The following is a 19,096-nucleotide window of genomic DNA, read 5'->3' on the forward strand; positions in this document are numbered from 1 at the left end:
TGCCGGAGCGCTCGGCGTGGCCCGCGGGCCTGGGGGTGGGCCTGGGACCGGGGCAGGTTGTCGCACCCGCACCGAGGAATCCCGGCGCGGGTGGGTGGTCAAGCCAAGTCCTGGAATTACTCCCCGGCGCTGGCACCCAGCATGCCGCCGGCCAGGCCGCGGCGTTCGCCGGCCTTGGTCAGGGCCTCCTCGGGACTGCCCGCCATCTCGCGGAACATGCCCATGGAGCCCAGCAGGGCGCTGGATTCATAGGGCACGAAGACCCGTTCGCCCTCCTGGGCCATGGTCGGCAGCGCCTTGATATAGCTCTGCCCCAGCAGGTAGCCGACCACGGTGCGCTTGTTCTCCTCGCTGTCGCCGATGGCGCTAAGCACCAGCTTGATCGACTCCTGCTCGCCCTGGGCACGCAGAATGGCAGATTCCTTGTCGCCCTGGGCGTTGAGGATCGCCGACTCGCGCTGGCCCTGGGCCATGGCGATGGCGGCGGCCTTCTCGCCCTCGGCCTCGGTGACGGTGGCGCGGCGCTTGCGCTCGGCGGCCATCTGCAGGCGCATGGCCGACTCCACCTCCTCGGGCATGGCGATATCCTGCACCTCGACCCGGGAGATCTTCACCCCCCACTTGGAGGCGGCCTCCTCCATGGCGGCCTGGATCTCGTTGTTGACCTCGGCGCGGGACTCGAAGAGCTTGTCGAGCTCCATCTTGCCTACCACCGAGCGCAGGGTGGTCTTGGCCAGCACCTCCACCGCCTGGCTCATGTTCTCCACCTCGTAGACGGCGCGCTTGGGATCGATGACCTGATAGTAGAGGGCGCCGTTGATATTCACCGTGACGTTGTCGGTGGTCACCACCGGCTGGCCGGGGAAGTCCATTACCGTCTCGCGGCGGTCGATGCGCGTCTCGCTGCTGGTGATGGGGTGGTACTCGTCGCCCATCTTGCGGTAGCGGATCATGGTGATGGCGCGGGGCTGGTCGATAAAGGGGACGATGATATTGATGCCGCTCTCGAGCACCCGGTTGAAGGAGCCCAGGCGCTCGATCACCATCACCTCGGACTGGCGCACGATCACCAGCCCCTTGGCGACGATCAGCACGCCGATCGCCACGATCATCAGGGCCGCAATCAACCCGGGGGAAATCAGTTCCATGGTCTTGCTCCTTGCGTGGGGGAAAACTCAGTCGTCCAGGGTGACCTGGGCGGTGGTGCCGTCGAAGGCCCGGAAGGTCACCCGGGTGCCCTCCGGCAGGTCGGTGGTACCATCGGGCAGGCGGATACGGTAGAAGTCGCCGTTGATCTTGATGCCGCTGGCGCCGTCGAAGTCGCGCCGCAGGACCGGGTAGTGCCGCCCGCGTTCCACCCCGGTGCCGGTGGTGCCATAGGCGACGCCCCGGGGCGAGAAACGCGGCTTGATCACCTTGATGGCCAGGGGCACCAGGATCCCCGAGGCCAGCCCCAGGGTCAGCAACTGCAGGCTGAGGCCGGCGCCGGTCAGGGCCGCCAGGGCGGTGAGGCCGGCGGCCAGCGCCAGGGCCAGCAGGATCAGCCCGCCGGAGAGCAGTTCGGCGACGCCCAGGGCCAGCGCCAGCAGCAGCCAGAGATAGGCGGGGTTCCACTCCATGGGTGAGTTCCTTGTGGGTAACGATGGCGTTACCATAGCACTCCAGTTACCCCATTCGTCGATCCGACCAGGATAAGGAAGCGTTTCAATGCCCCTGCTGGACAGTTTTCGCGTCGATCATACCCGTATGCAGGCCCCGGCGGTGCGCATCGCCAAGACCATGCAGACCCCCTCCGGCGACCCCATCACCGTCTATGACCTGCGCTTCTGCGTACCCAACGAGGAGCTGCTCTCGGAGAAGGGCATCCATACCCTGGAGCACCTCTTCGCCGGCTTTATGCGTGATCATCTCAACGGCGATGGTGTGGAGATCATCGATATCTCGCCCATGGGCTGCCGCACCGGTTTCTACATGAGCCTGATCGGCACCCCCGAGGAGGCTCGAGTCGCCGAGGCCTGGAAGGCCGCCATGCAGGACGTGCTCCAGGTGCCCGGCATGGACCGGATCCCCGAGCTCAACGAGTACCAGTGCGGCACCTACACCATGCACTCCCTGGACGAGGCCAAGGCCATCGCCGAGCAGATCATCGCCCGCGGCGTCAGCGTCAACAGCAACGACGAGCTCTACCTCAGCGAAGAGTTTCTCGACCAGGCCACCGCCAAGCCCGCGGAGTAAGGGCGCCCCTGCACCGGGCGGCCGGGGGCCATCGAATATCGTCCCCTCAATCGCCAATCTTTCAGTCTGAGCCGCCCAGCCGGGCGGCTTTTTGCTGCCGAGGCGCCCGCCAAGCGGTCCTGGCGACAAGCCCGGGGGTGCCGCGATACAATGCGCGCCAACCGTCACCTATCGCCCCGGCCACGGTTTGTCCGAGCGCGGGGGTGAGAGCAAATAAGCGATACTGGATAATGACAGAGCAACAGCTGGCCCATGAGGTCGGGCTTCGTAGGACTTTCGCGATCATCTCGCACCCGGATGCGGGCAAGACCACCATCACCGAGAAGATGCTGCTGTTCGGAAACGCCATCCAGCTGGCCGGGTCGGTGAAGAGCAAGCGCGCCGACCGCCACGCCACCTCCGACTGGATGAAGATGGAGCAGGAGCGGGGCATCTCGGTGACCACCTCGGTGATGCAGTTCCCCTATGGCGGGCGCATCGTCAACCTGCTCGATACCCCGGGTCACGAGGACTTCTCCGAGGATACCTACCGCACCCTGACCGCGGTGGACTCGGCGCTGATGGTGATCGACGGCGCCAAGGGCGTCGAGGCGCGCACCATCAAGCTGATGGAGGTGTGTCGCCTGCGCACCACGCCGATCCTCACCTTTATCAACAAGATGGACCGGGATATCCGCGATCCCATCGAGGTGATGGACGAGGTGGAGACGGTGCTCAATATCCAGTGCGCGCCGATGACCTGGCCCATCGGCATGGGTCGCCACTTCAAGGGCGTCTACCACCTCTACAACGACACCATCCACCTCTATACCCAGGGGCAGGGCAACCGCATTCCCGAGGACAGGCGCATCGAGGGACTCGATAATCCCGAGGTGGACGAAGTGCTCGGCGAGGATCAGGCCGAGGAGCTGCGCATGGAGGTGGAGCTGGTACGCGGTGCCTCCCACGAGTTCGACCTGGAAGCCTATCGCCGCGGCGAGCTGACCCCGGTCTATTTCGGCACCGCCATGGGCAACTTCGGGGTGCGCGAGATGCTCGACGGCTTCGTGGAGTATGCGCCGGCGCCCCAGCCCCGGGAGACCGATGCCCGTACGGTGGAGGCCGAGGACGGTCGCTTCACCGGCTTCGTGTTCAAGATCCAGGCCAACATGGATCTCAAGCACCGGGATCGCATCGCCTTCCTGCGGGTCTGCTCCGGCAAGTACGAGAAGAACATGAAGATGCGCCATGTGCGTCTCGGCAAGGACGTCAAGATCGCCGACGCCCTGACCTTTATGGCCTCGGACCGCTCCCAGGTGGAAGAGGCCTGGTCCGGCGATATCATCGGCCTGCACAACCACGGCACCATCCAGATCGGTGATACCTTCACCCTGGGCGAGGACATGCGCTTCACCGGCATCCCCCACTTTGCCCCGGAGCTCTTCAAGCGCGTCCAGCTCAAGGATCCGCTGAAGATGAAGGCGCTGCAGAAGGGGCTGCAGCAGCTCTCCGAGGAGGGCGCTACCCAGCTGTTCATGCCGCTGGTCAACAACGACCTGATCCTCGGTGCCGTGGGTAGCCTACAGTTCGACGTGGTGGCCCACCGCCTCAAGGAGGAGTACAAGGTCGATTGCGTCTACGAGGCGGTGAACGTCCAGACCGCCCGCTGGGTCTATAGCGACGACGCCAGGAAGCTCGAGGAGTTCAAGCGCAAGGCCAGCGCCAACCTGGCCATCGACGGCGGCGGCTACCTCACCTATATCGCCCCCACCCGGGTCAATCTGCAGATGACCCAGGAGCGCTGGCCGGAGATCCGCTTCCAGCCGACCCGGGAGCACTAAGCGAAGCGTCGAGCCTCGAGGGGCCAGTGCCCGGGAGCGCCATCCTTGCTCCTTGGCGCTTGCCCCTTGTAGCTTATGGCTATGTTGATCGACGCCCACTGCCACCTCGACTTCCCCGACTTCGACGCCGACCGCGAGGCGGTGCTGGCGCGGGCGCATGCCGCCGGCGTCAAGCATATCGTGGTGCCCGGCACCACCCGGGCCCGCTGGCCGGGCGTGCTGGCGCTGGGACGTCGTGACGACGTCAGCGTCTGCCTGGGCCTGCATCCCTACTTTATCGACGAGCACGGCGATGACGACCTGGACGCCCTGGCGGAGGCCCTGGCGGCCCGAAGCGTCGGTCCGCCGATCGTGGCGGTGGGGGAGTGCGGCGTGGATGGGCGCCTCAGTGAGACCCTGGACGCCCAGTGGCGGCTCTTCGAGGCCCAGGTGCGCCTGGCCAAGGCGCACCACCTGCCCCTGGTGATTCACTGCGTTCGCGTCAATGACGAGGTGGCCAAGCGGCTGCGTGAGCTGGCGCCGCCCGCCGGTGGGCTGATCCATGCCTTCGCCGGCTCGCCCCAGCAGGCCAGGCACTTTATCGACCTGGGCTTCGTGGTGGGGCTGGGCGGCGCCCTGACCCATGAACGCGCCCAGCGCTTGCATCGCGCCGTGGCTTCGCTACCGGACGATGGCTATGTGCTGGAGACCGATAGCCCCGATATGCCCCCGGCGGGGCATCGCGGGGAGCGCAACGAGCCGGCCCGCGTCCTGGAGGTGTGTCACCAGGTAGCCAGGCTGCGAGGGCAATCGGTGGCGCGGGTGGCGGCGGATAGCACCGCCACCGTTCGACGGCTCTTCGGCCCCGAGCGGCTGCCGCGCGGTTAGCGAGCCGCCCGGCGGGACTCAGCCCTTGTCGGCCAGGGACTCGGGATCGAGGCGCTCGATGGCGTAGGGCAGCTTGAGGCGCTTGAGGGCCTGACCCTCCACCGTCAAGGGGCCCGGGTCCTCCTTGGTGCTGAGCACCGCCAGGATCTCTGCCTGGCCATAGGCGTCCAGTTCCGCGGAGAGCACGTCCCCCATGGCCTTGCCGGTGGCATCCTCTACCGCACTCCCCGCTGCCGGCAGCTTGTCGCCTTCCAGTTGGGCGCGCACCAGGCGCTTCTTTACCTGACCGCGGAAATGCGCCCGGGCCACCACCTCCTGGCCGGTATAACAGCCCTTCTTGAAGCTGATGCCGCCCAGGGCCTCCCAGTTGACCATCTGCGGCAGATAGGCGTCGGCCTGCTCGGCGCGAATCCAGGCCAGGCCTGCCTGAATATCGTGCAGGCGCCAGATGGCATTGCCCACCGGCAGGGCCTGGGCGCTAAGGCCCCGCCAGGTCTCGGCGAGGCGTGCCTCGGGCAGGGCGAGCAGCAGCCGCGGGCGTGGCCCCGGGTGGCGCAGCACCAGCAGATCGTCATGAACCACCTGATGCCAGGTCGCCGGTGGCACGATATCCAGCCGGGCCTCCGCCAGGGCCGGCGCCTCCTGGCCGATCAGCCCCAGCAGGGCGATATCGTCCCGGGGCGTCAGGCTGGTCTTGTAGAAGGGGGCGAACTTGCCCAGGTGCTCCGCCAGGGGCGTCACCAGGTCCCGGGAGAGGATCAGCCAGTAGCTATGCTCCGAGCGGCGCAGCAACTGAGCATTGGCCAGCATGCGTCCCTTGGCGGAGCAGAAGCAGGTCAGGGGGGCGAAGTCGCCATCGGCCAGGTCGACCTGGGCGCTGGCTTGGCCCTGCAGGAAGCGCGCCGAATCGGCGCCGCCGACCTCCAGCACGCCCAGGTGGGCGAGCGGGGCAACCACCGTGGCGTCCAGGGCGCGCCGGGCCGGTTCGGGGGTGGGGAAGTCGAGACGCTCGGCATCGAGCAGCCGGGCCTCGTCCAAAATGCTCCAATCAATCATCGGGATCTCCCTAGTCGGCGATGCGTCGTCATCATCAGGCCATGATACCGCAGGCGCTCTCCCGGGCCGATCCTCGGTTTCTTGCTATCGACATCGGCGAGCCCTGGGCATCGGGGCTCAAGCCGACGCCGCGGCCATGGTAAACTGGGCGTCTTTCCCTCCGACAGCAAGGTGTGGCCATGGCTCACTACTCTCTGGAATTCGAGGGCGTCGAAGACGTCGAACTGATCAACCGTATCACCACCGCCCTGATGATGATGGAGGGCGTCGAAAGCGTCGAGGTGGGGCGTCATGGCGCCGAAGTGGAGGGGCGGGTCAGTCGCCAGGCGCTGATCGGCGAGGTCAAGAAGCTCGGGGTCGAGGCCAAGTAGCCCCCTTGTCGCCTTATACCGTTATCTTGAGAGACGCTCCTTTGGCACCCTGATGGAGGCAACAGCATGAGCAAGCCCTTTCGACTGGCATCCAAGTTCCAGCCCGCCGGCGATCAGCCCGCGGCCATCGATGGACTGGTCGGGGGGCTGAAGGCGGGGCTCGCGCATCAGACGCTGCTGGGGGTGACCGGCTCCGGCAAGACCTTCACCATGGCCAATGTGGTGGAGCGGTTGCAGCGTCCGACCATCGTCATGGCGCCCAACAAGACCCTGGCGGCCCAGCTCTACGGCGAGTTCAAGGCCTTCTTTCCCGATAACGCCGTCGAGTACTTCGTCTCCTACTACGACTATTACCAGCCCGAGGCCTATGTGCCCGCCTCGGACACCTTTATCGAGAAGGACGCCTCGATCAACGACCATATCGAGCAGATGCGTCTCTCCGCCACCAAGGCGCTGCTGGAGCGGCGCGATGCGCTGATCGTGGTCTCGGTGTCGGCGATTTACGGCCTGGGTGACCCCGACCAGTACCTCAAGATGCGCCTGCACTTCACCCGCGGCGAGCTGATCCATCAGCGCGATTTCCTGCGCCGCCTGGCGGAGCTGCAGTACACCCGCAACGACATGGACTTCCGGCGCGGCACCTATCGGGTGCGCGGCGATGTGATCGATATCTTCCCGGCGGACGCCGAGGACGAGGCGGTGCGGGTGGAGCTCTTCGACGACGAGATCGACTCCATTCGCCTCTTCGATCCCCTGACCGGCGAGGTGCGGGGGCAGGTGCCGCGCATGACCATCTACCCCAAGAGTCACTATGTGACGCCCCGGGAGACCATTCTCGAGGCCACCGAGTCGATCAAGGCGGAGCTCGTGGAGCGCCTCGACTGGTTGAGAAAGCACGACAAGCTGGTGGAGGCGCAGCGCCTGGAGCAGCGCACCCACTATGACCTGGAGATGATGCTGGAGCTGGGCTACTGCAACGGCATCGAGAACTACTCCCGCTACCTCTCCGGGCGCAATCCCGGGGAGCCGCCGCCCACCTTCTTCGACTACCTGCCGGACGATGCGCTGCTGTTTATCGACGAGAGTCACGTCAGCGTTCCCCAGGTGGGGGGCATGTACAAGGGCGACCGTTCCCGCAAGGAGACCCTGGTGGAGTACGGCTTCCGCCTGCCTTCGGCCCTGGACAATCGCCCCATGAAGTTCGAGGAGTGGGAGTCGATCTGCCCCCAGACCATCTTCGTCTCCGCCACGCCGGGCAACTATGAGGCGGAGCACGCCGGCCAGGTGGTCGAGCAGGTGGTGCGCCCCACCGGCCTGGTCGACCCGCAGATCGAGGTGCGCCCGGCCTCCACCCAGGTGGATGACCTGCTCTCGGAGATTCACCTGCGCACCGCAGTGGGGGAGCGGGTGCTGGTGACCACCCTCACCAAGCGCATGGCGGAGGACCTCACCGACTACCTGGACGAGCACGGCGTGCGGGTGCGCTACCTGCACTCGGATATCGATACCGTGGAGCGGGTCGAAATCATCCGCGACCTGCGCCTCGGCGAGTTCGACGTGCTGGTGGGGATCAACCTGCTGCGGGAGGGCCTGGATATTCCCGAGGTCTCCCTGGTGGCGATCCTCGATGCGGACAAGGAGGGCTTCCTGCGCGCCGAACGCTCGCTGATCCAGACCATCGGCCGGGCGGCGCGCAACGCCAACGGCAAGGCGCTACTCTATGGCGATCGCATCACCGACTCCATGCGCCGTGCCATGGACGAGACCGAGCGGCGCCGGGCCAAGCAGCTGGCCCATAACGCAGAGCACGGTATCACCCCGCAGACGGTGACCCGGTCGGTGGCCGATATCCTCGAGGCGGCCCAGACACCGGGCAAGAAGGGCAGCCGCCGACGCGGCGAGCGCAAGGTGGCCGAACCCCAGGGTATCTACGACCCCGCGGCACTGTCTCCCGAGGCCTTGGTCAAGGAGGTGTCACGCCTGGAGGACGCCATGTTCGAGGCGGCCCAGAACCTGGAGTTCGAGGAAGCGGCGTGGCTGCGCGACCGTCTCCATGAGCTGAAAGAGCGGCAATTGGCGCTGGGCGCGGTCTAGGCTCTGTACGAAAACTGCCTGCGCTCGCCCATACGGCGTTAAAAATCGGCTCGTGCGCGAGTCCGATCAAAGTACTCATTTACACCGCGTAAACTCGCACGCGAGCCCGGTCCGTCTTTTCGCCGATTTTTGCCTTGTCTGGCCATCGCTCGCCGACTTTTCGTACAAAACCTAGGGCCCCTGGCGTGGCGGCGACCCGAGAGGGATGGGGAGCCTGTGAGAGCGGATCGCAAATTATACCGTTATCTTTCGGTTGCCCACCCTATGCCAATGCGACCTTGGGGTAAGTCCGTACCGTGAGCAGGGGGGATCGGGTATAATCTTCGCCGCCTAATGGCTCGCGACCCGACGGCCATAGGCACGACCCGACTAGCCAAGGAGTTCCTCCTAATGACCGTGATCCGCCAGGATGACCTGATCCAGAGCGTGGCCGACGCCCTCCAGTACATCTCCTACTACCACCCCAAGGACTTCATCGATGCCATGCATGAAGCCTACCAGCGGGAGGAGAATCCGGCGGCCAAGGATGCCATCGCCCAGATCCTGATCAACTCGCGGATGTGTGCCCTGGGCCATCGTCCGATCTGCCAGGACACCGGCATCGTCACCGTCTTCGTGCATGTCGGTATGAACGTGCGCTGGGATGCCGAGATGAGCCTCGACGACATGATCAACGAAGGGGTGCGTCGCGCCTACCAGCTCCCCGACAACGTGCTGCGCGCCTCGGTGCTGGCCGACCCGGACGGCGCTCGCAAGAACACCGGCGACAATACTCCGGCGATCATCCACCACAAGCTCGTTCCCGGCGACAGCGTCGAGGTGCATGTGGCCGCCAAGGGCGGCGGCAGCGAGGCCAAGTCCAAGTTCGCCATGCTCAACCCCTCCGACAACGTGGTCGACTGGGTGCTGGAGCAGCTGCCCAAGATGGGCGCCGGCTGGTGTCCGCCCGGCATGCTGGGCATCGGCATCGGTGGCACCGCCGAGAAGGCCATGGAGATCGCCAAGGAGGCGCTGCTCGATCCCATCGACATCCAGGAGCTGCAGGCCCGCGGCGCTTCCAACCGTGCCGAGGAGCTGCGCCTGGAGCTGTTCGACAAGGTCAACCGGAGCGGCATCGGTGCCCAGGGCCTGGGCGGCCTGACCACGGTGCTGGATATCAAGGTCAAGGACTATCCGACCCATGCCGCCAACAAGCCGGTGGCGATCATCCCCAACTGCGCCGCGACCCGTCACGCCCACTTCAGCCTGGATGGCAGCGGCCCCGCGGCCCTGCCGGCACCCAAGCTGGAGGATTGGCCGGAGATCACCCGGGAGGCCGGCGACAACGTCAAGCGCGTCAACCTGGACGAAGTCACCCCGGAAGAGGTGCAGAGCTGGCAGCCCGGCGACACCCTGCTGCTCAACGGCAAGCTGCTCACCGGCCGCGACGCCGCCCACAAGCGCATGGTCGACATGATCGGCAAGGGCGAGCCGCTGCCGGTGGACCTGAAGGGGCGCTTTATCTATTACGTGGGCCCGGTGGATCCGGTGGGTGACGAGGTGGTGGGGCCGGCCGGTCCCACCACGGCGACTCGCATGGACAAGTTCACCCGCACCATGCTCGAGGAGACCGGCCTGCTGGGCATGGTCGGCAAGGCCGAGCGTGGCCCGGTCGCCATCGAGGCGATCCGCGATAACCAGGCGGTCTATCTGATGGCCGTGGGCGGTGCCGCTTATCTGGTGGCCCAGGCCATCAAGCAATCCCGGGTGGTGGGCTTCGAGGATCTGGGCATGGAAGCCATCTATGAGTTCGAGGTGGAGGACATGCCGGTGACCGTGGCGGTGGACAGCCAGGGTACCTCGGTGCACCAGACCGGGCCCGCCAAGTGGAAGGAGATCATCGCCGCCAAGGCTTCCTGAGCCCGGAGGCGATAAGACGCCGCTTATTCTGATATCTTGGGTTGGCCCCGCCGGCCTCGACCGCCTTTGCGCAAGCGAAGCGGCCGGGGCCGCGGGGCCGCCGTCGTCTCGTAGAAGGAGTCATTCATGACCGCCTGGTTACTGGGCCTGGGTATCTTCCTGATACATGTGCTGGGTATCCTGTCGGCGCTGCTTGCCCTGATGTCCAGTCGCACTTCCCAGGGCGCCGTGGCCTGGATCATCTCCCTGGTCACCTTTCCCTATGTGGCCTTGCCCGCCTACTGGGTCTTCGGTCGTCCACGCTTCTACGGCTATGTCTCCGCCCGGGGCGAGCGCGACACCGTGCTGCGCCGGGTGCTGATCGGCTACCGGGAGCGCCTGGAGCCCTATCGGGCCGATCCCGGTCATGGCGATATCCGCGCCGTGGAGCAACTGGCCATGATGCCGCTGACCAGCGGCAACCGCGCCCAACTGCTGATCGATGGCGAGGCCACCTTCGAAAGCCTCTTCGCCGGTATCGAGGCGGCGGAGGAGTATCTGCTGGTGCAGTTCTTTATCGTCCGCGACGATGCCCTGGGCCATGAGCTGAAGCGCCGCCTGGAGCGAGCCGCGGAGCGGGGCGTGCGGGTCTACTTCCTCTACGACGAGATCGGCAGCCACAAGCTCGGCGACGGTTACCTCAGGGATCTGACGGAGGCCGGGGTGCATGTCAGCGCCTTCAACTCCTCCCGCGGCTGGCGGCACCGTTTCCAGCTCAATTTCCGCAATCACCGCAAGGTGCTGGTGGTGGACGGTCATCAGGGCTGGCTGGGCGGCTTCAACGTGGGCGTGGAGTACCTGGGGCAGGGCACCAGGCACGGTGCCTGGCGGGATACCCACCTGAAGCTGGAGGGGCCGAGCGTGCTGGGCCTGCAGGAGGCTTTCTGGGAGGATTGGCACTGGGCCACCGACGAGGTGTTGAGCCTGGCGTGGGAGCCGCGCAGCACCTGCGAGGAGTGCCAGAACGTGGTGATCGTCCCTTCGGGGCCCGCCGATCGCCAGGACACCGCCAGCCTGCTGGTGCAGCAGGCCATTCATAGCGCCGAGGAACGGCTCTGGGTGACCAGCCCCTATTTCGTCCCGGACCAGGGGGTCCAGGATGCCCTGCGCCTGGCCGCCATGCGTGGGGTGGACGTGCGCATCATGATCCCCGAACGCCCCGACCATCTGCTGGTCTTCCTCTCGGCCTTCTCCTTCCTGCCGGATATGCTCAAGGCGGGGGTCAAGGTCTACCGCTACCAGCCGGGCTTCCTGCACCAGAAGGTGATGCTGATCGACGATCATAGCGCCAGCGTGGGGACCATCAACCTCGATAACCGCTCCTTCCGGCTCAACTTCGAGATCACCGCCTTCGTGCCGGATCGCCGCTTCGCCGCCGAGGTTCGCCTGATGCTGGAGCAGGACTTCGCCGCCTGCCGGCGCATCGGCTACGAGGAGATCGAGGGGCGTGCCCTGTGGCGCAAGCTGATCTCCCGCGCCGCCTATCTGATGTCGCCCATGCAGTAAGGCTTGTGTCGGCGGAGGGGGCGCTTTCGGAAAGCCGATGCCGGCTACCCGATATCAACGATACAGTAAGGCTTGTGTCGGCGGAGGGGGCGCTTTCGGAAAGCCGATGCCGGCTACCCGATATCAACGATACAGTGAGGCTTGTGTCGGCGGACGGACGGCTTGCGAAAAGCCGACGCCGCCCCTTGGCCTATTATCGACTTACCGCTAAATTACCCGCTTCGGTGCGGCGTCCCGCCGCCTGTTGCCCTGTCGTCCATCGGGAGTCGTGGTGAACCTCGAAACCAAATGGCTGGAAGACTTCGTCGCCCTGGCCAATACCCGCAGTTTCTCGGCCTCGGCGCGCCAGCGCCATGTGACCCAGCCCGCCTTCAGCCGGCGCATTCGTTCCCTGGAACAGGCCGTGGGGGTGACCCTGGTGGATCGCTCCACCACCCCGGTGGGGCTGACTCCCGAGGGGCAGCTGTTCCTGGTCACGGCGCGTCACCTGGTGGAGCAGCTCAACGAGTGCCTGGGGCATCTGCGCGGCGTCTCCATGGCCAACGAGGCCCTGGATATCGTCGCCGCCCACTCCCTGGCCCTGACCTTCTATCCTCAGTGGATCTCGCGCCTGCAGCAGGGCACCGGCGAGTTGCCCACCCGGCTGGTGGCCATGAACATGGGGGAGGCAATTCATGTGCTGCGGGAGGGCAACTGTGACCTGATGCTGGGCTACTATGACCCCTATGCCACCATGCAGCTCGACGCCAAGGTCTTCCCCTCCTTCTCCATCGGCCAGGTGAAGATGATTCCGGTCTGCCTGCCCGACGGCGAGGGCGCTCCCCGCTTTTCCCTGGAGGGCGAAGGCTCGATTCCCTATCTCTCCTATACCCAGGGTGCCTTCCTGGGGCGCAGCGTGCGCATGCTGCTCAAGAATGACCCGCTGCGCCTGCGCCTGCGCACCGTCTACGAGACCGCCATGGCGGAGGGCCTCAAGGGCATGGTGATGCAGGGGGTGGGAATGGCCTGGATCCCCGACTTCTGTATCCGCGAGGAGCTGGCCGGCGGGCGCCTGGTGCGTGCCGGTGATATGGCCTGGGATGTGCCGCTGGAGATCCGTCTCTATCGCTGTTCCCTGGTGCACAAGCCCGGCGTCGAGAAACTGTGGCGGCAGATGATGAAGCTGCCGCGGGACTTCCTGCAGGGCTAGGAGAGAGGCCGGGCGTGAAATACGCGCTCTCGTCGGCCACTGCTCCCCGGTGCATAAACCCGGCGTCGAGAAACTGTGGCGGCAGATGATGAAGCTGCCGCGGGACTTCCTGCAGGGGGTGAGGCCGGGAGATAAACCATCGGGGGCGCCTTGGGGCGCCCCCGAGGCGTTCAGGGGGTGCCGAAATCGGCGGGCAGCCCCAGGAAATTCTGGATAATAAAGAAGTGGTCCTCGAACAGGGTCTCCGGCTCGAGGTCGGCCAGGGCCACCCAGCGGGCCTGTTCGCCGCCCTTGGCGGGCTTGAGCTGGGGGAGCTGCTGCTCGGGACGCAGGGCGAAGTAGAAGGCCTCGGCCAGGGTGCGCCCCCGCCAGCTGCGGTGGGGCTCGTCGAAGAGGCGCTGGCCGCGCAGCGAGCCCTTGAGCACCGGCTCCGGCACCTTGAGGCGCACCCGTTCACGCAGTTCGCGCAGGCAGGCGTCAAGCAAGCGTTCATGGGAATTGATAAAGCCGCCGGGCAGGGCCAGCAGCCCCTTGCCCGGCGCCGCGGCGCGACGCACCAGCAGCACATGCCCCGACTGTACCACCACCGCATTGACGGTCACGAAGATCGGCGGGTAGGGGGCCTGTTCCCAGGCCTTGCGGTACTGGTTGAGCAGGTGCTGCTCCTCCAGCAGGCGCTGGAAGGCCTCCGACTGCTCCACGAAGGCCTCCAGGGCGTGGTGCACGCTGGGCGGCAGGTCGTGATGGGCACCGGTGGTGAGGTAGTCGGCGGCGGAGGAGGGCGAGCGGAACAGCCGCTCACGGATCTGGGTGGCGGCGATCCCTTCCACCAGGGGCACGCTCACCGATTCCCACTGGGGGAAGAGGGTCAGGTAGTAGCTGGACTGGCCGCGACTGGCGCCGATCAGGCCGATGCGCGGCAGCTTGCCGTGGCTCGGGCTGGCGATATCCCGCACCTTGCGCTGCACGTCCCGCACCCAGACATCGTCGTTGTAGAGGGCGTCCAGCAAGGGCGCGATCTCCAGGCGGGCATTCTCCTCGGGATCGAAACAGCTACGCAGCAGGTCGTGACGCTCCTCGAAGCGCCAGGGGTTGCGCAGAGAACGGGCCTGCCAGGCCGAGCCCACCAGCACGATCACCTGCCGGGCCCGTTTCAGGGCCTCGTGGATCACCGCCAGATGGCCGAGGTGGGGGGGCTGGAAGCGGCCGATAAAGACCAGGCAATCGAAATCGTACCCGGAGGGGGTAGGGGGCATGGGGCACTCCGCCAGGATCGGTGGCGCCTATTATGGAGAGCCCTCCGGCAGGCGGCAACCGAGCCGCGAGGCCAGCGTTCGGCATCCGAGGTGGCCTTACGGTATGCTGAGCGCCTTGGCCAAGACAAAGGAGTGCGGTGTGATCAAGGAAACGGTGATCTTCTGGTGGCGTGTCGTGCATGACGCCATTCGCCTATGGCTGGAGCGCAACGCCTTCAGCTATGCCGGCTCGCTGGCCTTCTATACCCTCTTCTCGCTGGCTCCCACGGTGATTATCGCGGTCACCGTGATCGGCGTGGTGCTGGGCGAGGAAGCCGCCCAGGGACAGATCGTGGCGCAGCTGCAGGGCACCATGGGTCACGATGCCGCCACCGCCATCGAGCAGGCGGTGGCTCAGTCGCGGATCGAAGAGTCGGGGCTGTTGCCGACCCTGCTGGGCGTCGGTGCCCTGCTGGTGGGTGCTACCACCGTCTTCGCCCAGATGCAGTTCTCGTTGAATACTCTCTGGGGGGTGACCGCCAAGCCCAGCAGCAACAGCCTGCTGGTGTTTATCAAGAATCGGGTGCTGTCGCTGACCATCGTGCTGGCCATCGGCTTTATCCTGCTGGTCTCGTTGGCCTTCGGTGTCATGGTGAAGAGCCTGCTCGGGCATGCCGAGAACCTGGTGCCGGCGGTGGGGATGCTGGCCGGCAGTGCCGAATTCCTGCTCTCCCTGGCGATGATCGCGGCGCTCTTTGCGACCATCTTCAAGGTGCTGCCGGACGTGGTGCTGGGCTGGCGGGACGTGCTGGTCGGCGCCCTGGTTACGGCGGTGCTCTTCGCCCTGGGTCGCTACGGCATCGCCAGCTATCTGGCCTATACCGCCACCGCCTCCACCTATGGCGCCGCCGGCTCCGTGGTGATCATTCTGCTGTGGGTTTATTACTCATCACTGATTCTTCTCTATGGCGCGGCCTTTACCAAGTGCCATCTATTGGCCCGCAACAAGACCATCGTGCCGCGTAATACCGCCGTGGTGGTCAAGCACGAGTTTCTGGAGTGATGGTGCCGGTGTCAATAACCGCCCTGGTGGTCAAGTACGAACTGCTGGAGTGATGGTGCCGGTGTCAATAACCGCCCTGATGGTCAAACACGAGCTGCTGGAATAGCCCCAGCGGTTAGAGACGCCAAGGCCGCGCCCTAAGGGCGCGGCCTCTGTCGTTGGAGCTGTTCTATGAGCTAGGCGGCTCGCGGGTGATCCGGGCGAAAGCGCTCCTCGGCCAGGCGGTCGGCGACCTGCTCGGGGCGCTTGCCCTCTCGCTTGGCGCGGGCAAAGATCGTCTCCAGGGTGGCGCCGATGCGTTCCACCTGGGCCAGTACCGCCTGGCGATCGTAGTCGCTGCGACGCTGCCAGGCGACCTCGATCACGCCACCGGCGTTGGCCACGTAGTCCGGCGCATAGAGGATGCCGCGACGGTGCAGGGCCTCGCCGGCGGCGGGCGTCGCCAACTGGTTATTGGCCGCCCCCGCCACCACCCTGGCCTTGAGTCGCCGGCAGGCGGCCTCATCGATGGCGCCACCCAGGGCGCAGGGGGCGAAGACATCCACCTCGGCATCGAGGATCTCGCCGGGGGGGAGGGTAGCCGCGCCGAGCTCCTCGGCGAGCCGCGCCACGGCGCTGGCATCGATATCGCTGATCACCAGCTTGGCGCCGGCTTTCTCGAGCGAGCGGGCCAGGTGGGCCCCCACGCTGCCGACGCCCTGGACGGCGACGCGTACCCCCTCGAGATCATCGCGTCCCAGGCCGTGCCGCACCGCGGCGCGCAGCCCGTGAAAGACCCCCAGGGCGGTAAAGGGCGAGGGGTCGCCGGACTCGCCCGCGCTGCGGCGCAGGCCGGTGACATAAGCGGTCTCCTCGGCGATCCACTGCATGTCCGTCTCACTGCTGCCGGAGTCCTCGGCGGTGATATAGCGTCCGCCCAGGCGTTCCACCAATCGACCCATGGCGCGCAGCAGCTCCGGGGTCTTGTCGCGCCTGGGGTCGGCAATGATCACCGCCTTGCCGCCCCCCAGGGGCAGGCCGGCCAGGGCCGACTTGTAGGTCATGCCGCGGGACAGTCGCAGCACATCGCTGAGGGCCTCGCCGTCACTGGCGTAGGGGAAGATGCGCAGGCCACCCAGGGCGGGGCCCAGGTGGGTATTGTGGATGGCGATGATCGCCTTGAGGCCGCTGGCCTCGTCACAGCCGTAGACCACCTGTTCATGGTGGTCGAAATCGGGATGATCGAACATGGCAGGGTCCCTTCGTGGGGTGACTCATTGTTATGCGAGCGCCAGGGGTAGTGGCGTCGCCTTATCGGGCTTATGGCCCTGTGCCTCAGATTAGCCAACGGCGATGCCGCTGCCTAGGGGGTAACAATGACCAGCCCTTGGCGGATGACAAGCCGGGTGCTAGAACAGGAGGGCAACGGGCCGCCGCGGGCGGAGTCGCCGAAGGGAGGAGCCAGCATGAGCAAGCAGTGCATCAAGGCCTGGGTCAGCGGTCGGGTACAGGGGGTCTGGTACCGCCGGGCGACCCAGGAGCAGGCCCTGCAGCATGGGCTGACCGGCTATGCCAAGAACCTGCCGGATGGTCGCGTCGAGGTGTTGCTGTGCGGCGAGGAGGAGGCGGTCCGGGCCGTGACCCAGTGGCTCTGGCAGGGCCCCCCCGAGGCCCGGGTCAGCCAGGTCAGCCTGGAAGAGGCGGCGCCCCGCGACCCGGATGCCTTTATCACCCTCTAGGTGCCTTCCTTGAGCTACTTCAGGGTATCGACGATCCACTGCACCACGGCGGGGCCATCGGCGCCCAGGCAGGCCTCCACCAGGGGCGTCCGGGACCAGCGCTCGTCGATAAAGGCGCGGCCCTCCGGGGCGAAGAGCGTCTGGCCGGCGGCATCCCCCTCGGTGACCACGCTCAGGTGGCCCCGGGCGGTGGTGAAGAGCTCCGGGCGCAGCAGCCAGGCCAGGGCACAGCTGTCGTGGGGGCAGCAGCCATCGATGCCCAGGGCCTGCTGGTAGAATTCCCGGTAGAAGGCGTAACTGCCCTTGAGCACGGCGCCGAGCTCGCCCTGGCCGGCGGCGATGGCGTCCATGTCGGCGGGGCTCAGCACGCAGCGATGGGTGGCGTCCAGGCCCACCAGGGTCAGCGGCCAGCCGGCGGTGAGCACCCGCGAGGCGGCATGGGGATCATTGAAGATATTGGCCTCCGCCACCGGCGAGACGTTGCCCCCTTCCTTGATGGAGCCGCCCATGATCACCACCCGCTTGACCGCCTCGACGATGCCCGGATCGAGCTGCAGGGCGGCGGCCAGGTTACCTAGGGGGCCCACCGCCACCAGGGTCACTTCATTGGGCCGGGCACGTACCGTCTCGACGATAAACTGGGCCGCACTGATCGGCTCCGCCTGACCCTGAACCTCCGGCAGCGCGATATTGCCCAGGCCGTTGGCGCCATGGATATGCGCCGGGGCCGGGTGCCGGGGTTTGACCAGGGGGCCGGCGGCGCCCTGGGCCACCGGGATGCGGCGCCCGGCCAGCTCGCTGAGCAGCAGAGCATTGCGGGTGGCGACATCGATATCGACGTTGCCGTAGGTGGTGGTCAGGCCCAGCAGCTCGATCTCCGGGTGACGCAGGGCGATGGCGATGGCCTGGGCGTCGTCCACGCCCGGGTCGGTATCGAAGATAATCGGATAACTCATGGGGCTTTCTCCGTGGGGAATGAATCGAAGACGGCGGGCTGGTGGTTTCAGTCGGTGTCGAGGGGCAGCTCCGGCCATTCGGCGAGGGCGGCATCCACCGCCTCCGCCCAGGGAATGCTGGGGGCGGCACCGGGAGCCTGGACGCAGAGGGCGGCGGCAGCACTGGCCCGTCGCAAACAGGTCTCGATATCGGCGCCGGCCTGACGGGCGGCCAGGAAAGCGCCGATAAAGGTGTCGCCGGCGGCGGTGGTATCCACCGCCTCGACCCGATGGGCGGCCAGGCGCAGGCGCGTCTCCTGATGGCGGTAATGCACGCCGTCCGCGCCCAGGGTCAGCACCAGGGTCACCTCGGGCAGGCGCTCGGCCAGGGCCTCGAGCAGCGCCGAGGCGGGGCTGGTCTCGGCGAGGCCGGCCAGGGCCGCGGCCTCGCCCCGATTAACGAACAGCAGGTCACAAGACTCCAGTGGCAGTTCCCCGACGGCTTGGTCCATGGGCGCCGGGTTGAAGGCGAGGGTCAGGCCCCGCTGTTTGGCGGCCGCCATGGCCGCGGCCAGGCCGTTGCACTCGTTCTGCAGCAGCAGGGTGGCGCCGGCCTCGGCCTTGGCAATCAGGGCCTCCAGGGTGGGCGTCGCGAAGCCATGATTGGCGCCGGGGTAGAGGATAATGGCGTTCTCGCCATCGTCGTCCACCTGGATCAGCGCATGGCCGCTGGGCGCGTCGACCAGCGCGATGTCGCCTAGCGCCACCCCGGCTTCCTCGAGGGGCGCCAGCGCCCAGGCATCACTGCGCCCCAGGCGCCCCCAGTGAGTGACGCGCCCGCCGGCCCGGGCCAGGGCCAGGGACTGGTTGGCGCCCTTGCCGCCCAACACCCGTTGGTAGTCGCGGCTGGCCAGGGTCTCGCCGGGACGCACCAGATGCGGCACCCGGTAGACATGATCGATATTGATGGAGCCCAGGTTATAGAGCATGGCGTCCTTCCTGCTGTCCGGCCTGATGGCCGGAAAGAAAAAGCGGAGAGGTCTGGCTGGTACTAGCCTAGCCGGGGAGC

At 66.6% G+C, this 19,096-nt stretch carries 17 protein-coding genes; 10 read left to right on the forward strand and 7 right to left on the reverse strand.

Annotated elements, in window-relative coordinates; genetic code table 11:
- Positions 1 to 116: 116 nt before the first annotated feature.
- Positions 117 to 1,148: an SPFH domain-containing protein gene (locus ACZ5EF_RS09110; protein ID WP_346062471.1), complete on the reverse strand. Its 1,032-nt coding sequence runs from the start codon at positions 1,146 to 1,148 to the stop codon at positions 117 to 119.
- Between the two features lie 27 nt (positions 1,149 to 1,175).
- Entirely contained in the window at positions 1,176 to 1,619 is a 444-nt protein-coding gene (locus tag ACZ5EF_RS09115; RefSeq protein WP_346062470.1) for a nodulation efficiency, NfeD-like protein, read from the reverse strand.
- 88 nt (positions 1,620 to 1,707) lie between these two features.
- On the opposite strand from ACZ5EF_RS09115, the gene luxS reads away from it, so the two are divergent.
- The 3 genes from luxS (at position 1,708) to ACZ5EF_RS09130 (ending at position 4,922) form a co-directional block, all read left to right on the forward strand.
- Complete coding sequence (gene luxS, locus ACZ5EF_RS09120) at positions 1,708 to 2,235, forward strand: S-ribosylhomocysteine lyase (protein WP_346062469.1); 528 nt, start codon at positions 1,708 to 1,710, stop codon at positions 2,233 to 2,235.
- A 230-nt stretch (positions 2,236 to 2,465) separates the two neighbouring features.
- Entirely contained in the window at positions 2,466 to 4,055 is a 1,590-nt protein-coding gene (locus ACZ5EF_RS09125) for a peptide chain release factor 3 (protein ID WP_346062468.1), read from the forward strand.
- Positions 4,056 to 4,136: 81 nt separating this feature from the next.
- A complete protein-coding gene (locus ACZ5EF_RS09130; protein ID WP_346062467.1) occupies positions 4,137 to 4,922 on the forward strand; it encodes a TatD family hydrolase in 786 nt (261 codons plus the stop codon).
- Positions 4,923 to 4,940: 18 nt separating this feature from the next.
- Here the strand turns inward: ACZ5EF_RS09130 and ygfZ are convergent, their stop codons facing one another.
- Complete coding sequence (gene ygfZ, locus ACZ5EF_RS09135) at positions 4,941 to 5,978, reverse strand: CAF17-like 4Fe-4S cluster assembly/insertion protein YgfZ (RefSeq protein WP_346062466.1); 1,038 nt, start codon at positions 5,976 to 5,978, stop codon at positions 4,941 to 4,943.
- Positions 5,979 to 6,157: 179 nt separating this feature from the next.
- Between ygfZ and ACZ5EF_RS09140 the strand changes: the two genes are divergently transcribed.
- The 5 genes from ACZ5EF_RS09140 (at position 6,158) to ACZ5EF_RS09160 (ending at position 13,076) form a co-directional block, all read left to right on the forward strand.
- Positions 6,158 to 6,349, forward strand: a complete 192-nt coding sequence (locus ACZ5EF_RS09140) for a hypothetical protein (RefSeq protein ID WP_346062465.1) — start codon at positions 6,158 to 6,160, stop codon at positions 6,347 to 6,349.
- A 66-nt stretch (positions 6,350 to 6,415) separates the two neighbouring features.
- The gene (gene uvrB / locus ACZ5EF_RS09145) at positions 6,416 to 8,443 is read left to right on the forward strand and encodes an excinuclease ABC subunit UvrB (RefSeq protein ID WP_346062464.1); all 2,028 of its coding nucleotides are present in this window, start codon (positions 6,416 to 6,418) and stop codon (positions 8,441 to 8,443) included.
- 390 nt (positions 8,444 to 8,833) lie between these two features.
- Positions 8,834 to 10,342 (forward strand): fumarate hydratase, encoded by a 1,509-nt coding sequence (locus ACZ5EF_RS09150; protein WP_346062463.1) that lies wholly within the window; start codon positions 8,834 to 8,836, stop codon positions 10,340 to 10,342.
- Positions 10,343 to 10,468: 126 nt separating this feature from the next.
- Complete coding sequence (cls, locus tag ACZ5EF_RS09155; protein ID WP_346062462.1) at positions 10,469 to 11,887, forward strand: cardiolipin synthase; 1,419 nt, start codon at positions 10,469 to 10,471, stop codon at positions 11,885 to 11,887.
- Between the two features lie 271 nt (positions 11,888 to 12,158).
- Positions 12,159 to 13,076 (forward strand): LysR family transcriptional regulator, encoded by a 918-nt coding sequence (locus tag ACZ5EF_RS09160; protein ID WP_346062461.1) that lies wholly within the window; start codon positions 12,159 to 12,161, stop codon positions 13,074 to 13,076.
- Positions 13,077 to 13,246: 170 nt separating this feature from the next.
- Here the strand turns inward: ACZ5EF_RS09160 and ACZ5EF_RS09165 are convergent, their stop codons facing one another.
- On the reverse strand, positions 13,247 to 14,332 hold the full coding sequence (locus tag ACZ5EF_RS09165; protein ID WP_346062460.1) for a bifunctional nicotinamide-nucleotide adenylyltransferase/Nudix hydroxylase: 1,086 nt from the start codon (positions 14,330 to 14,332) through the stop codon (positions 13,247 to 13,249).
- Between the two features lie 139 nt (positions 14,333 to 14,471).
- Here ACZ5EF_RS09165 and ACZ5EF_RS09170 point away from each other — a divergent pair, with 139 nt between their 5' ends.
- Complete coding sequence (locus tag ACZ5EF_RS09170; RefSeq protein WP_346062459.1) at positions 14,472 to 15,374, forward strand: YihY/virulence factor BrkB family protein; 903 nt, start codon at positions 14,472 to 14,474, stop codon at positions 15,372 to 15,374.
- 176 nt (positions 15,375 to 15,550) lie between these two features.
- On the opposite strand, the gene ACZ5EF_RS09175 is transcribed toward ACZ5EF_RS09170, so the two are convergent.
- A complete protein-coding gene (locus tag ACZ5EF_RS09175; RefSeq protein WP_346062458.1) occupies positions 15,551 to 16,603 on the reverse strand; it encodes a Glu/Leu/Phe/Val family dehydrogenase in 1,053 nt (350 codons plus the stop codon).
- A gap of 216 nt (positions 16,604 to 16,819) precedes the next feature.
- Here ACZ5EF_RS09175 and yccX point away from each other — a divergent pair, with 216 nt between their 5' ends.
- On the forward strand, positions 16,820 to 17,092 hold the full coding sequence (gene yccX / locus ACZ5EF_RS09180) for an acylphosphatase (RefSeq protein WP_346062457.1): 273 nt from the start codon (positions 16,820 to 16,822) through the stop codon (positions 17,090 to 17,092).
- A 14-nt stretch (positions 17,093 to 17,106) separates the two neighbouring features.
- Here yccX and ACZ5EF_RS09185 read toward each other — a convergent pair whose 3' ends face one another.
- Both ACZ5EF_RS09185 and ACZ5EF_RS09190 read right to left on the reverse strand, forming a co-directional pair.
- Entirely contained in the window at positions 17,107 to 18,048 is a 942-nt protein-coding gene (locus tag ACZ5EF_RS09185; protein WP_346062456.1) for a nucleoside hydrolase, read from the reverse strand.
- A gap of 47 nt (positions 18,049 to 18,095) precedes the next feature.
- Positions 18,096 to 19,016 carry a ribokinase gene (locus ACZ5EF_RS09190; protein WP_346062455.1) on the reverse strand — a complete coding sequence of 307 codons (921 nt, stop codon included), beginning with the start codon at positions 19,014 to 19,016 and terminating at the stop codon, positions 18,096 to 18,098.
- Between the last annotated feature and the right edge of the window lie 80 nt (positions 19,017 to 19,096).

The sequence above is a fragment of the Bisbaumannia salifodinae genome, from assembly GCF_055388505.1.

Excerpts from the sequence above, each read along its gene's own strand:
- ACZ5EF_RS09140 (WP_346062465.1), top strand. The coding sequence starts at position 6,158 with ATGGCTCACTACTCTCTGGAATTCGAGGGCGTCGAAGACGTCGAACTG.
- ygfZ (WP_346062466.1), bottom strand. The coding sequence starts at position 5,978 with ATGATTGATTGGAGCATTTTGGACGAGGCCCGGCTGCTCGATGCCGAG.
- uvrB (WP_346062464.1), top strand. The coding sequence starts at position 6,416 with ATGAGCAAGCCCTTTCGACTGGCATCCAAGTTCCAGCCCGCCGGCGAT.
- ACZ5EF_RS09110 (WP_346062471.1), bottom strand. The coding sequence starts at position 1,148 with ATGGAACTGATTTCCCCCGGGTTGATTGCGGCCCTGATGATCGTGGCG.
- ACZ5EF_RS09175 (WP_346062458.1), bottom strand. The coding sequence starts at position 16,603 with ATGTTCGATCATCCCGATTTCGACCACCATGAACAGGTGGTCTACGGC.
- ACZ5EF_RS09130 (WP_346062467.1), top strand. The coding sequence starts at position 4,137 with ATGTTGATCGACGCCCACTGCCACCTCGACTTCCCCGACTTCGACGCC.
- ACZ5EF_RS09150 (WP_346062463.1), top strand. The coding sequence starts at position 8,834 with ATGACCGTGATCCGCCAGGATGACCTGATCCAGAGCGTGGCCGACGCC.
- cls (WP_346062462.1), top strand. The coding sequence starts at position 10,469 with ATGACCGCCTGGTTACTGGGCCTGGGTATCTTCCTGATACATGTGCTG.
- ACZ5EF_RS09165 (WP_346062460.1), bottom strand. The coding sequence starts at position 14,332 with ATGCCCCCTACCCCCTCCGGGTACGATTTCGATTGCCTGGTCTTTATC.
- ACZ5EF_RS09190 (WP_346062455.1), bottom strand. The coding sequence starts at position 19,016 with ATGCTCTATAACCTGGGCTCCATCAATATCGATCATGTCTACCGGGTG.
- luxS (WP_346062469.1), top strand. The coding sequence starts at position 1,708 with ATGCCCCTGCTGGACAGTTTTCGCGTCGATCATACCCGTATGCAGGCC.
- ACZ5EF_RS09115 (WP_346062470.1), bottom strand. The coding sequence starts at position 1,619 with ATGGAGTGGAACCCCGCCTATCTCTGGCTGCTGCTGGCGCTGGCCCTG.
- ACZ5EF_RS09185 (WP_346062456.1), bottom strand. The coding sequence starts at position 18,048 with ATGAGTTATCCGATTATCTTCGATACCGACCCGGGCGTGGACGACGCC.
- ACZ5EF_RS09125 (WP_346062468.1), top strand. The coding sequence starts at position 2,466 with ATGACAGAGCAACAGCTGGCCCATGAGGTCGGGCTTCGTAGGACTTTC.
- yccX (WP_346062457.1), top strand. The coding sequence starts at position 16,820 with ATGAGCAAGCAGTGCATCAAGGCCTGGGTCAGCGGTCGGGTACAGGGG.